This window comes from Cellulomonas sp. H30R-01 (genome assembly GCF_010119915.1).
Taxonomy (GTDB): domain Bacteria; phylum Actinomycetota; class Actinomycetes; order Actinomycetales; family Cellulomonadaceae; genus Cellulomonas; species Cellulomonas algicola.
The window spans coordinates 1,473,717-1,486,654 of the sequence record NZ_CP048210.1 but is presented as its reverse complement, the minus strand read 5'-3'; the positions used below and the strand labels follow the sequence as shown (position 1 = coordinate 1,486,654).

Below are 12,938 nucleotides of genomic sequence, written 5' to 3'. Positions count from 1 at the left end.
CCGGGCGTGTCAGCGGTGCGATCGCTCACGCAGCCGCTCGACGGGCCACGTCGTGATGACCCGCTCCGGGTCGATCGCGTGCTGCGCGGCCCGCTCGCACCCCGCCGTCAACCAGTCCAGCTGACCCGGCGCGTGCGCGTCGGTGTCGATGCTGAACAGGCAGCCGACCTCGACCGCGACCGCCAGCAGGTCGTGCGGCGGGTCCAGCCGGTCGGGGCGGCAGTTGATCTCCACCGCCACGCCGTGCTCGGCGCACTCCTCGAACACCCGGCGCGCGTCGAACTCGCTCTGCGGGCGCTGCCGGCCGGTCAGCCGCCGGCCGGTGCAGTGCCCGAGGACGTCCGTGCGGGGGTTGCGCACCGCCGCGACCATGCGCTCCGTCATCGACCGCGAGTCCATCCGCAGCTTCGAGTGCACCGACGCGACCACCACGTCGAGCTCGTCGAGCAGGTCCGGGTCCTGGTCCAGCGCGCCGTCGTCGAGGATGTCGCACTCGATGCCCGTGAAGACCGTGAACGGCGCCACCGCGCGGTTGAGCGCCGCGACCTGCTCCAGCTGCGCGCGCAGGCGGGGCGCCGACAGGCCGTTCGCGACCGTCAGCCGCGGCGAGTGGTCGGTGATCGCGAGGTACTCGTGCCCGAGGTCGAGCGCCGCCAGCACCATCTCCTGGATCGGCGTCGCGCCGTCGCTCGCCTCGCTGTGCGCGTGCAGGTCGCCGCGCAGCCGCTCCCGCAGCGCCGCGACCGCAGGCTCCGGCGCCTCCCCGGCCGCCGCCTCCGCCTCCAGCCGCTCCAGGTACTCGACCGGCTTCCCGCGCACGACCAGCGACACGACCTCGGCCGTGCGCGCCCCCACCGACGGCAGGTCCGTCAGCGCGCCCGCCTTCGCGAGCGCCACGACCCGGTCCGGCGCCGTCCGCTCGACCGACGACGCCGCCGCGCGGAACGCCTCGCTCCGGTACCCGCTCGCCTGCGCACGCTCCAGCAGGAACGCGATCCGGCGCAGCGCCGCGACCGCGTCGTCCCGCGGTGCCGCAGCCGTCACGACGCCTTGCGTCGCGTGCGGCGCGGCGTCGGCTCGTCGTCCTCGGCCTTCGACGCCGCACGCTTCGCCGCAGGCTTCGCCTTGGCACCGCCCGACGCCTTCGTGCCGTCCGACGACGTCGCGTCGCTCGACGCCTTCGAACCGCCGGAGGCCTTCGCGCTGCTCGGCGCCCTCGCCCCGCTCGACGCCTTCGACGCCGACGCCTTCGTGCCCGACGACCGCGAGGAGCCCGACGACCGCGAGCCGCTCGACCGCTTCGCCGCACCGCCCGACGCGTCCTCGTCACCCTCGTCGACGTCGTCCGTCCCCGTCCGCGCCCGTGGCTTCTCCTCCGCCGCCGGCTCGTCGGCACCGCCCCGCGAGCCCCGCGCCTTCTCGACGCTGCGCTGGAGCGCCGCGAGCAGGTCGACGACCTCGCCACCGCCCGACTCGCCCTCCTCGCCCGCGGGTGCCGGCACCGCACGCGTGTCGCCCGTCTGGATCTTGGTCTCGATCAAGGTCTCGAGCGCCGCCGAGTACCGGTCCTCGTACTGCGTCGGGTCGAAGTCGGCCGCCAGGGAGTCCACCAGCGACGACGCCATCGCGAGCTCCTGCGGCTTGACCGACACGTCCCCGTCGAGGATCGGGAAGTCCGCCGCCCGCACCTCGTCCGGCCACAGCAGGATCTGCATGCAGATCACCTTGTCCCGCACCCGCAGGACCGCCATCGACTCGCGCTGCCGGATCGCGACCTTCACGACCGCCATCCGGTCCGCCTGCTCGAGCGCACCGCGCAGCAGCGCGTACGGCTTCGCCGCCGTCTTCTCCGGCTCGAGGTAGTACGTCTTGCCCAGCAGGATCGGGTCCACCTGCTCCGCCGGCACGAACTCCATGACCTCGATCTCGCGCTCCGTCGACAGCGGCAGCCGCGAGAAGTCCTCGTCCGTCAGCACCACGAGCTCGCCGTCGTCGGTCTCGAAGCCCTTCGCGATCTCCCGGTACTCGACCTCCTCGCCGTCGATGCTGCACACCTTCCGGTACCGGATCCGGCCACCGTCGGCCTTGTGCACCTGGTGCAGGGTCACCTCGTGCTCCCCCGTGGCCGCGTACAGCCGCACGGGCACGTTGACCAGCCCGAAGGCGACCGCGCCCTTCCAGATCGCTCGCATCGTCGACCACCTCCGTCGGTTCGGCGGCACCGCCTGCCGGGCACGCCCCGGCGAGCCCGCGACGGACGCGGACCACCTGGGCAGGATGGACCCGTGGAGCCCATGCTCGCCACCCCAGCAGCCCGGACGGGCGCACTGCCGCGCGGACCGCAGTGGGCCTACGAGGTCAAGTGGGACGGCGTGCGGGCGCTCGCGGACACGACGAGCGGCGTGCTGCGGCTGTGGAGCCGCGGCGGTCGTGAGGTCACGCCGGCGTACCCCGAGCTCGGCGATCTCGTGGACCTGCCAGGCACCGTGCTCGACGGCGAGGTCGTGCTGCTCGACGCCGGGCGACCCTCGTTCGCGGCGCTCGCCGAGCGCATGCACGTGCGGGACGTGCGCCGCGTCGCGGCGTTCGCCCGGTCCCGGCCGGTCACGTACCTCGTGTTCGACGTGCTGCGCGTCGCGGGCACCGACGTCACGACGCGCGCGTACGACGAGCGGCGCGCGCTGCTCGACGGGCTGCCGCTGCCCGAACGCGTCCAGCTCTCCCCCGTGTACCCGGACGGCGACGAGCTGTGGGCCGTGACCGCGGAGCACGGGCTCGAGGGCGTCGTCGCGAAGCGACGGTCGTCGGTCTACCGGCCGGGTGTGCGCTCGGCCGACTGGGTGAAGTCGGCGCACCAGCACCACCGCGCGGCGCTCGTCGTCGGGTGGCGCGAGGAGACGTCCGGGAGCGGGCGGCTCGGAGCGGTGCTGCTCGGCGCGCACGACGTCGACGGGCGGCTGCGCTACCTCGGCCGTGCCGGCAGCGGGCTCACGGGCACGCTGGCGTCGGCGCTGCACCGCGCCGTCACCGCACAGCCGCGCGACGCGTGCCCCTTCGACGACGACGTCCCGCCGCTCGACGCGCGCGGCACGCGCTGGTGCGCGCCCGTCGTGGTCGTCGACACGCGCTACCTCAACCGCACCCCGACCGGCCGGCTCCGCCAGCCCGTCGTCCGGGGCGTGCGGACGGACACCGACCCCGACCCCTGGGAGCAGCAGTGACGCCGGAGCGGCAGATGGTCGAGGTGGACGGGCGGCAGGTCCGCGTCACCCACCTCGAGAAGGTCATGTACCCCGGTACGGGCACGACGAAGGCCGAGGTCATGAACTACCTCGTGCGCGTCGCGCCTGCGCTGCTGCCGCAGCTGCACGAGCGGCCCGTGACGCGGATCCGCTGGCCCGACGGCGTCGCGGGCGAGAAGTTCTTCGAGAAGAACGTGCCGCGGGGGGCGCCCGACTGGCTGCGCCGCCAGACGCTGCCCGCGGCGCCGAACAACGACGACGGCGAGGGCACGATGCTCGAGCTGCCGTTCGTCGACGACCTCGCCGGGCTCGTGTGGTGCGCCAACCAGGGCGCGCTCGAGCTGCACACGCCGCAGTGGACCGTCGGGCCGCGCGGCGGCGTGCGGAACCCCGACCGGCTCGTGATCGACCTCGACCCGGGTGCGCCGGCGGGCCTCGACGAGTGCGCCCGGGTCGCGCACCTCGTCGCGGACCGGCTGCGCGAGGACGGCCTGGACGAGACGGTCCCGGTGACGTCGGGGAGCAAGGGGATGCAGCTCTACGCGCGCCTGCCGGGCCGGAGGACCGCTCCGGAGGTCCGGCAGTACGCGCGCGACCTCGCGTTCGCGGTCGCGAAGCAGCACCCGTCGCTGGTCGTCGCGGTCATGCGCAAGGACGTCCGCGGCGGCAAGGTGCTCATCGACTGGTCGCAGAACCACCCGGCCAAGACGACGATCACGCCGTACTCGCTGCGCGGCCGCGACGAGCCGCGCGTCGCGGCACCGCGCTGGTGGGACGAGATCGGCCCCGGGCTCGCGCAGCTCGGTCCCGACGAGGTCGCCGACCGGCTCGAGCGCGACGGCGACCCGTTCGGGTGACCGCCCGTTCCGCTGGCGAGGGGGCCGGTCCTGCGGCAGCGTGGACGGACACCCGGGCAAGACCTCGCCCGGTGGTCACGAGCTGAAGGAGGAGTCCCCTCATGGCACGTTCGCTGCCCAAGTACACGGTCCCGTCGCTCACGCCCGAGGACGGCGCGAAGGCCGCCGAGATCCTCCAGCAGCGGCTCAACGCGCTCAACGACCTCGCCCTCACGCTCAAGCACATCCACTGGAACGTGGTGGGCCCGCACTTCATCGCGGTGCACGAGATGATCGACCCGCAGGTCGACGCCGTGCGTCTCATGGTCGACGCGATCGCCGAGCGCATCGCGACCCTCGGTGTCGCCCCTGTCGGTACCCCGGGCGCGCTCGTCGAGGCGCGCACCTGGGACGACTACGCGATCGGCCGGGACAGCGCGATCGCGCACCTCGGCGCGCTCGACGAGGTGTACGTCGGCGTCATCACGGACCACCGTCAGGCGGCGAAGGACACCGAGGAGCTCGACGACGTCACGAACGACCTGCTCATCGGCCACCTGCACGAGCTCGAGCTGTTCCACTGGTTCGTGCGCGCGCACCTCGAGTCGGCGGGCGGCGCGCTGAGCACCGCGTCGGCCCAGGGCGAGAAGGCGTCGGCCGACAAGGCCCGGGCGAAGGACAAGGCATCGGCGTGACCACCCGCACGGAGCACCCCGCGGACGACCGCGCGGTGCTCCGTGCGGCACGTCCGGGCCACCGCGCCACGGGCGCCGGGTCGCAGCCGCCGAGCCCGACACGCCGCCTGCACGTCGCGGCCCGGCTCGAGGACGCGTTCGACCGTGCCGTCGCGCACCAGATGCGTCACCGGGGCTGGACCGTCCGGATCGAGCCGTTCGCCGGCTACGGCGCCCCCGGCTGGGTCCGGGTCATGGCGCGCACGCTCCTGGCCCCGCCCGAGCTCCCGGACCGCGAGCTGCCGGGTGCCGGTGCCGACGCGCACATCGACGCGGCCGAGCCGCCGTCGACGCGCGGCTGGCGGTCCTTCGCGACGGCCCAGGTCGCGGGGGTGACGCTGCGCGTGCGCGCCGGCGGCCACGAGCACTCCGTGGTGTCGGACCGCGGGGGTTACCTCGACGTCCGGCTCGAGTCCGACCTGGCGCCGGGATGGCACCACGTCGAGCTCACGACCGAGGACGGTGCGAGCGCGCAGGCGCCCGTGCTCGTGATCGACCCGGCGGTCCGTGTCGGCCTCGTGAGCGACATCGACGACACGGTCATGGTGACCCGTCTGCCGCGTCCGCTGGTCGCGGCGTGGAACGTGCTCGTGCGCAACGAGGACGCGCGTGAACCCGTGCCGGGGATGGCGGAGCTGTACGCCGAGCTGCGCCGACGCCACCCGGGGATGCCGGTGGTGTACCTGTCGACCGGTGCGTGGAACGCGGCGCCCGCGATCTCGCGGTTCCTCAAGCGGCACGGCTACCCGGCCGGTCCTCTGCTCCTCACGGACTGGGGACCGACCAACACCGGCTGGTTCCGCAGCGGCCCGGCGCACAAGGTCACCCAGCTGAGACGCCTCGTGCACGAGCTGCCCGACGTGCGGTGGGTCCTCGTCGGCGACGACGGCCAGCGCGACCCAGAGATCTACGCGGGTGCGGCGACGCACCACCCGGACCACGTGCGCGCGATCCTGCTGCGGCAGCTCACCTTCAGCGAGCACGTGCTCGCGCACGGCCTCCCGGCGCCCACCCCCGAGTCACGGGCGGCCGAGCGGGCCGCCGCGGCGGCGCCTGACGGCATCCCCGTGCTGCAGGGTGCCGACGGGTACGAGCTCCGCCGCGAGATCGGCCCGGAGGGCGTCGCCGGGAGCTGAGCAGGTCCGGAGACGACGACGAGGCTCCCCACCGAGACCGGCACGCACGTGCCGTGCTCTCGGTGGGGAGCCTCGTCCGCGTCGGGCGCGCGGTCCGGCCGGTCGTCGGATCCCGTCAGAGGCGCTGCGGGTCGTCCCAGTCGTCGCTGCTCGCGATGGCCTCGTCGTCGGCCTCGATCTCGACGGCGTGCAGCGACCGCGGGGCCCGCGTCGGGTCGCCGCCCGAGCGCGCGTCGGCGGCGGCCAGCTCGGCCTCCGGGAGCGGAGGCTCGGCGAGATGCTCGGCGGCGGGGTCGGAGGTCAGGTCGCGGCTCATGGGAGGTTTCTACCGCTGCTCCCCCGCTGTCGCACCTGCGGACCACCGGATGACCCGCGACGCGTCGAGGGCTGGACGAGGCCCCGGTCCTCCGGTCGGGCAGCGTGCGAAAGGTTTCGTGCTCTGACCGGCTCTCGAAGCGCTTCGATACCGTGCGGCCACCCGTCGCCCGGAGCCCTTCCCGAGGCCGTCCGGCGACGGGGTCGACCGGCCGGGCAACCCTCGCCCGGCGGGCACACCACCGCCTTCACGAAGGAGTGCAGCGGATGCGCGTCCCTGCTCGAACCTCCCCCGCCAGACCGGGCCGCCCGCCACGACGCCTCGCCGGCGCCGTCCTCGCGGCCGCACTCGTCACCGGCGCCGGCACGGCCGTCGCCGCCCTCGGCTCCCCCGCGACCGCGGCCGCCCCCTCGTACACCTGGGGCAACGTCGAGGTCGTCGGCGGCGGGTTCGTCCCCGGCATCGTCTACAACCAGTCGGAGAAGGGTCTCGTCTACGCCCGCACCGACATCGGCGGGGCGTACCGCCTCGACCAGGCCACCCAGCGGTGGGTCCCCCTGCTGGACCACATCGGCTGGGACGAGTGGAGCCACACCGGCGTCCTCAGCCTCGCGACGGACGCGGTGGACCCGGACAAGGTCTACGCAGCCGTCGGCACCTACACGAACTCGTGGGACCCGCAGAACGGCGCGGTCCTGCGGTCCTCGGACCGCGGGGAGACCTGGCAGAAGACGATGCTGCCGTTCAAGGTCGGCGGCAACATGCCCGGACGCGGCATGGGTGAGCGCCTGCAGGTCGACCCGAACGACAACCGCGTGCTCTACCTCGGCACCGAGAGCGGCAACGGGCTGTGGCGCAGCACCGACTCGGGCGTCACGTGGGCCAAGGTGAGCGCATTCACCAACCCCGGCAACTACGTGCAGGACCCCACGTCCACCAACGACTACCTGACGAGCAACCAGGGCGTCGTGTGGGTGACGTTCGACCCGTCGAGCGGCACCAAGGGTTCGCCGACGAAGACGATCTACGTCGGCGTCGCCGACAAGGAGAACACCGTCTACCGGTCGACCGACGCGGGTGCGACGTGGCAGCGGATCCCCGGCCAGCCGACCGGGTACATCGCGCACAAGGGCGTCTACGACGCGAAGGGCAAGCAGCTCTACCTCGCGACCAGCGACACGGGCGGCCCGTACGACGGCGGGCACGGCGACGTCTGGCGCCTGGACACCACGACCGGCACGTGGACGAGCATCTCCCCCGTCCCGTCGTCCAGCAGCGACCAGTACTTCGGCTACTCGGGCCTGACGATCGACCGGCAGGACCCCGACACGCTCATGGTCGTCACGCAGATCTCCTGGTGGCCGGACATCATCGTGTTCCGCAGCACCGACCGGGGCGCGACCTGGAGCCGGATCTGGGACTGGGCCGGCTACCCGAACCGCGACCTGCGCTACGACCTCGACTACTCGGGTGCGCCGTGGCTCACGTTCGGCAAGACGTCCGCGCCCGTGGGCGAGCCGCTCGTCAAGCTCGGCTGGATGACGGAGTCCTTCGAGATCGACCCGTTCGACTCCGACAAGTTCCTCTACGGCACCGGCGCGACGGTCTACGGCGGCAGCAACCTCACCGCGTGGGACACGGGCGGGAAGGTCAAGATCGGCGTCAAGGCGCAGGGCATCGAGGAGACGGCCGTGCTCGACCTCGCGGCTCCCCCGGGACCGGTGCAGCTCGTCTCCGGGCTCGGCGACATCGGCGGGTTCGTGCACACCGACATCACCAAGGTGCCGGCGCAGATGTACACGCAGCCGTACCACGGCTCCGTGACGGGCGTGGACTTCGCGGAGGCGAAGCCCGCGACGATGGTCCGCGTCGGGCAGGCCGTCGACGGGACCGTCGAGTCGCACATCGGCGTCTCGACCTCGTCCGGCTCGTCGTGGTGGGCGGGCCAGCAGCCGGCGGGCGTGACCGGCGGCGGGACCGTCGCGATGTCCGCCGACGGCGGCACGATCGTCTGGAGCCCGGCCGGGACCGGGGTGCACCGCTCGACCACGCTCGGCTCGTCGTGGACCGCGTCGACGGGCGTCCCCGCGGGTGCGCGCGTCGAGGCCGACCGCGTGAACGCGCAGAAGTTCTACGCGTTCGGCGACGGCCGGTTCTACCGGTCCACGGACGGCGGTGCGTCCTTCACCGCGTCGACGGCCACCGGCTTCCCGACCACGGGCAACATCCGGTTCGGGGCGGTTCCCGGGTACGAGGGCCACGTCTGGCTCGCGGGTGAGACCGGCCTGTGGCGGTCGACCGACGCGGGCGCGACGTTCACGAAGCTCGCCGGGTTCGAGGACGGCGGCGCGGTCGGCTTCGGCAAGGCGGCTCCGGGTGCGACGTACCCCGCGGTCTACACGACGTCGAAGCTGAACGGCGTGCGCGGGTTCTTCCGCTCGACGGACGCGGGGGCGACATGGGTGCGGATCAACGACGACGAGCACCAGTACGCCTGGACGGGCGCCGCGATCACCGGTGACCCCGACGTGTTCGGGCGCGTCTACGTCGGCACCAACGGGCGCGGGATCGTCGTCGGGAACACCTCGGGCACCGAGCCGACGGTGACGCCGACGCCCACCGTCACGCCGACGGTGACGCCCACCGTCACGCCGACCCCGACGGTCACGCCGACCCCGACCGTCACGCCGACGCCGACGCCGACGCCGACGGTGACACCCACCGTCACCCCGACCGTCCAGCCGACGGGCTGCTCCGTGCGGTACACGACGAACGACTGGAACACCGGGTTCACGGCGTCGCTCCGCATCACCAACAACGGCTCGGCGCCGATGAACGGGTGGACGCTCGCGTTCACGTTCCCGTCGTCGCAGCAGGTGACCAACGGGTGGTCGGGCGCCTTCACGCAGACCGGCCAGTCCGTCGTCGTGACGAACGCGCCGTGGAACGGCACGATCGCCGCGAAGGGCAGCGTCGACATCGGGTTCAACGGCTCGCACGCGGGCAGCAACCCGAAGCCGACGGTGTTCACGCTCAACGGGACGGCCTGCACGGCGGGCTGAGGCCCGCGACCGGCACCGACGTTCGCCGCTCCACCCGACGGGGGCGGCGGGCCGCGCACCACGGCGGCCCGTCGCCCCCGTCGGTCGTCCCACGATCTCCCCGAAGTCATGGGACGAGAGAGACGAAGGTCACACGTTCCTCGCTGTAGAGATTCTCGACGTCGACATACGCTCGAATCGTGGCGCATCGCGAAGAGACAGTGGACGTCGTCCTCGTCGGCGGCGGGATCATGAGCGCGACCCTCGCCGCGCTCATCACGACGCTCGAGCCGACGTGGACCGTCGAGATCCACGAGCGCCGGGCCGAGGTCGCGACGGAGTCGTCGAACCCGTGGAACAACGCGGGCACCGGCCACGCCGCCCTCTGCGAGCTCAACTACACGCCGCAGCGCGCCGACGGCTCGATCGACATCACCAAGGCCGTCACGATCAACGAGCAGTTCGAGCTCTCGCGCGAGCTCTGGAACCACCTCGCCACGAACGGCCGCCTCCCCGGCGGCACGGGCTTCCTCTCGTCGACCCCGCACATGACGTTCGTGCGCGGTGAGGCGAACGTCGACTACCTGCGCCGCCGGTGGGAGACGCTGCGCGCGCACCCGCTCTTCTCCGACCTCGAGTTCAGCGCCGACCCGGCGACGATCGCCGCCTGGGCGCCGCTCCTGGTCGAGGACCGCGACCCGGCCGAGCCCGTCGCCGCGACGCGCGCGAGCTCCGGCACGGACGTCGACTTCGGCGCCCTCACGCGCTCGATGCTCGACGACGCCCAGCAGCGCGGCGCACGTCTGCACGTCGAGAGCGAGGTCACGCGCCTGCGCCAGGGCCGCGACGGCGCCTGGACGCTGCGCGTCAAGGACCGCCGCTGGAACGGCAACCGGAGGGCCCGCCGCGTGCGTGCCCGCTTCGTGTTCATCGGCGCCGGCGGGGGCGCGCTGCCCCTGCTGCAGAAGTCGGGCATCCCCGAGGCGAAGGGCTTCGCGGGCTTCCCGATCAGCGGGCAGTTCCTGCGCACGACCAACCCTGAGATCGTCGCCCGGCACCAGGCGAAGGTGTACGGCAAGGCGGACATCGGCGCCCCGCCGATGTCCGTCCCCCACCTCGACACGCGCGTCGTCGACGGCGGCACCGCGCTCCTGTTCGGCCCCTACGCGGGCTGGAGCATGAAGTTCCTCAAGCACGGCTCGTGGCTCGACCTGCTGAAGTCGATCCGCCCCGACAACCTGATCCCGATGCTCGCCGTCGGCGTGCGGAACCTCGACCTCCTGAAGTACCTGGTCAGCGAGGTCACGGCGACGGACACCGACCGCCTGCGGACGCTGCGCGCGTTCATGCCCACCGCGCACCCGCGCGACTGGGAGCTCATCACCGCCGGCCAGCGCGTGCAGGTCATCAAGCGCGACCGGAAGAAGGGCGGGGTGCTCGAGTTCGGCACCGAGCTCGTCACGTCGGCGGACGGCTCGATCGCCGGCCTCCTCGGCGCCTCCCCCGGCGCGTCGACGGCCGTCGCGACCATGCTCGACCTGCTGGACCGCTGCTTCCCCGAGCGCGTCGAGGGCTGGCGCCCGCAGCTGCGTGCGATGATGCCGTCGCTCGGCGGCGCGCACTGGGACGAGTCGTTCGAGCTCGACCAGCTCGTCGACGAGCGGGTCGCCACCGACCACTGAGGAACCCCATGACCGTCCACGACGCGGCGACGCCGGTCGTGCCGGTGAGCGCCGAGATGCGCCGCGCCAAGGTGCGCGCCGCGACCGACCACACCACCGTCGGGCTCGTCGACACCACGCCCGACGGGCGCGTCACCATCGCGTGCGCGTGCGGCATGCAGCTCACCAACGGTCCGACGTGGACGCTCGACGAGCACATCCGGCTGCACCGGGCGGAGGCGCGCTTCCTCGCGCTGTCGGCCGTCGCTCCCCCGGGGATCCCCCGGCTCGTCGCCGCGCACGTCGTCGCCGGCGAGGTCACCGACCCGCTGTCCTGACGTCCCCGCCAGCTGCGGCCGCGACAGCCCGACGCGCGCGCCGCCGCCCATGCGTGCGGAAGGGACGTGGCGTCAGGCGCGACACATCTTCACGCCGCGGTCGTGCAGCACGTCCGTGTCGGCGGGACGCGTCCGGTCCCGTCAGCGGGCGGCCGCGACCTCGTCGAGGTCGTCGTGCAGGTCGTCGTCCTCGTGGGTGTGCGGCAGGCCGAGCTCGTGCGCACGCTCGTGCGCCTCGCGCGCCGCGATCCGTTCGGCGATGCGCGCCTGGACCTCGGGACGGCGCAGCGGCGGCACGGTCGCGGGCGGCTGGCGGCGGGCGGGCAGCTCGTCGAGCAGGCGCGCGGTGATCGCCGCGATCTCCGCGACGGCGGCCTCGAACGGGTCGCGTGTCGCGTCGCTGAGCGACTGCACGCCCGTGACCTTCCGCACGTACTGGCGGGCGGCCGCCTCGATCTCCTCGGTCGTCGCGGGCGGCTCGAGCCCGCGCAGCGTCGTGATGTTCCGGCACATGCGCCCGACGCTACGCCGCACGTCCGACGCGCGCCTCCAGCTCGAGCAGCGCGTGCTTCGCCGCGTCCCCGCCCGCGTACCGACCAGGGCTGCCGTCGGACCGGACGACGCGGTGGCACGGGACGACGAGCGGCACGGGGTTGAGCGCGCACGCCGTGCCGACCGCGCGGACGGCACGCGGACTCCCCGCCGACGCCGCGACCTGCGCGTACGAGGCCGTACGGCCGTACGGGATGTCCGGCAGGTGCTCGACGACCGAGCGGCGGAACCCGGCGGTCAGGCGCAGGTCGACCGGGACGTCGAACGTCAGCCGTGACCCGGCGAAGTACTCGTCGAGCTCGCGTGCCACGTCGTCGAGCGCGTGCGGGGCCTCGAGCACGCGCGGGCTGACCCGCACCGCCAGGTCCTGGAGCACCGCGTCGTGGTCCTGGACGGCGAACGCCACGCGGACGACGCCCGCGGGCGTGCGTGCCAGGAGCAGCGGCCCGACGGGGCTGTCGACCGTGCGGTAGGCGACGTCGAGCAGCCCGTCCTCGGCGGCCCGTGCCACGAGCCCGGCGTGCAGCCGCGCCAGATGCTCCCCCGTCGCAGGGTTTCGTGCGTCCGTCATCACTGCTCTCCCTCCTCGGCGAAGCGCGGGTACGTGCGGCGCAGCGTCGCGACCCCGTCGGCCGCCGCCCGTCGCGCCGCGGCCGACGTCCCGCCGAGCAGCGACGCGACCTCGTCGTACGGCAGCCCGCCGAGGTGGTGGTAGGTCACCGACCGCCGCTGCTTGTCCGGCAGCGCGGCCAGCGCGGCCCACAGGTCCAGGTCGCGCCCGTCGGCCGGCGCGGTGCGTTCGGGCAGCTCGGCGACCGGGACGGCCTGCCGGGCGGTGCGCCGGGCCACGTCGATCGAGCGGCGCCGGGCGATCGTGACGAGCCACGCCTCGACGTTCGCGTCGGCCGGCAGGTCCGGGTAGGCACGCAGCGCCGACAGGAACGTCTCGGACCACGCGTCGTCGGCGTCGACCGGTCCGACGACCGACCGGCAGACGCGCAGCACCGTCGCGCCGTGCTCCACGACGACCCGCTCGAACGGTTGCTTCACGCCCACAGTGTGCAGACGTCCGGGGCGCGCCG

At 73.7% G+C, this 12,938-nt stretch carries 13 protein-coding genes; 7 read left to right on the top strand and 6 right to left on the bottom strand.

Annotated elements, in window-relative coordinates; genetic code table 11:
• Positions 1 to 9: 9 nt before the first annotated feature.
• Positions 10 to 1,044 (bottom strand): PHP domain-containing protein, encoded by a 1,035-nt coding sequence (locus GXP71_RS06505; RefSeq protein ID WP_162351995.1) that lies wholly within the window; start codon positions 1,042 to 1,044, stop codon positions 10 to 12.
• Complete coding sequence (locus GXP71_RS06500; protein WP_162351994.1) at positions 1,041 to 2,192, bottom strand: Ku protein; 1,152 nt, start codon at positions 2,190 to 2,192, stop codon at positions 1,041 to 1,043. Before GXP71_RS06500 ends, GXP71_RS06505 begins: the two co-directional genes overlap by 4 nt.
• A gap of 102 nt (positions 2,193 to 2,294) precedes the next feature.
• Between GXP71_RS06500 and GXP71_RS06495 the strand changes: the two genes are divergently transcribed.
• The 4 genes from GXP71_RS06495 (at position 2,295) to GXP71_RS06480 (ending at position 5,948) form a co-directional block, all read left to right on the top strand.
• Positions 2,295 to 3,221, top strand: a complete 927-nt coding sequence (locus GXP71_RS06495) for a DNA ligase (protein ID WP_370521011.1) — start codon at positions 2,295 to 2,297, stop codon at positions 3,219 to 3,221.
• Between the two features lie 14 nt (positions 3,222 to 3,235).
• On the top strand, positions 3,236 to 4,099 hold the full coding sequence (ligD, locus tag GXP71_RS06490; RefSeq protein ID WP_370520990.1) for a non-homologous end-joining DNA ligase: 864 nt from the start codon (positions 3,236 to 3,238) through the stop codon (positions 4,097 to 4,099).
• A 101-nt stretch (positions 4,100 to 4,200) separates the two neighbouring features.
• Positions 4,201 to 4,773 (top strand): Dps family protein, encoded by a 573-nt coding sequence (locus GXP71_RS06485; RefSeq protein ID WP_162351991.1) that lies wholly within the window; start codon positions 4,201 to 4,203, stop codon positions 4,771 to 4,773.
• Complete coding sequence (locus GXP71_RS06480) at positions 4,770 to 5,948, top strand: App1 family protein (protein ID WP_162351990.1); 1,179 nt, start codon at positions 4,770 to 4,772, stop codon at positions 5,946 to 5,948. The genes GXP71_RS06485 and GXP71_RS06480 overlap by 4 nt, the downstream gene beginning before the upstream one ends.
• A gap of 115 nt (positions 5,949 to 6,063) precedes the next feature.
• Here GXP71_RS06480 and GXP71_RS06475 read toward each other — a convergent pair whose 3' ends face one another.
• Positions 6,064 to 6,264, bottom strand: coding sequence for a hypothetical protein (locus tag GXP71_RS06475; RefSeq protein WP_162351989.1), 201 nt, complete (start codon positions 6,262 to 6,264; stop codon positions 6,064 to 6,066).
• A 266-nt stretch (positions 6,265 to 6,530) separates the two neighbouring features.
• On the opposite strand from GXP71_RS06475, the gene GXP71_RS06470 reads away from it, so the two are divergent.
• From GXP71_RS06470 to GXP71_RS06460, 3 genes are all read left to right on the top strand, one after another.
• Positions 6,531 to 9,326 carry a cellulose binding domain-containing protein gene (locus GXP71_RS06470; protein ID WP_162351988.1) on the top strand — a complete coding sequence of 932 codons (2,796 nt, stop codon included), beginning with the start codon at positions 6,531 to 6,533 and terminating at the stop codon, positions 9,324 to 9,326.
• Between the two features lie 179 nt (positions 9,327 to 9,505).
• Entirely contained in the window at positions 9,506 to 10,987 is a 1,482-nt protein-coding gene (gene mqo / locus GXP71_RS06465) for a malate dehydrogenase (quinone) (RefSeq protein ID WP_238402662.1), read from the top strand.
• A gap of 8 nt (positions 10,988 to 10,995) precedes the next feature.
• On the top strand, positions 10,996 to 11,304 hold the full coding sequence (locus GXP71_RS06460) for a hypothetical protein (protein WP_162351987.1): 309 nt from the start codon (positions 10,996 to 10,998) through the stop codon (positions 11,302 to 11,304).
• Between the two features lie 141 nt (positions 11,305 to 11,445).
• Here GXP71_RS06460 and GXP71_RS06455 read toward each other — a convergent pair whose 3' ends face one another.
• The 3 genes from GXP71_RS06455 to GXP71_RS06445 are packed head-to-tail and all read right to left on the bottom strand — an operon-like array spanning position 11,446 to position 12,906.
• Positions 11,446 to 11,817: a DUF2277 domain-containing protein gene (locus tag GXP71_RS06455; protein ID WP_124341219.1), complete on the bottom strand. Its 372-nt coding sequence runs from the start codon at positions 11,815 to 11,817 to the stop codon at positions 11,446 to 11,448.
• A 10-nt stretch (positions 11,818 to 11,827) separates the two neighbouring features.
• Positions 11,828 to 12,427 (bottom strand): methylated-DNA--[protein]-cysteine S-methyltransferase, encoded by a 600-nt coding sequence (locus tag GXP71_RS06450; protein WP_162351986.1) that lies wholly within the window; start codon positions 12,425 to 12,427, stop codon positions 11,828 to 11,830.
• Positions 12,427 to 12,906, bottom strand: a complete 480-nt coding sequence (locus tag GXP71_RS06445) for an RNA polymerase sigma factor (RefSeq protein ID WP_202924336.1) — start codon at positions 12,904 to 12,906, stop codon at positions 12,427 to 12,429. Before GXP71_RS06445 ends, GXP71_RS06450 begins: the two co-directional genes overlap by 1 nt.
• Positions 12,907 to 12,938: the final 32 nt, after the last annotated feature.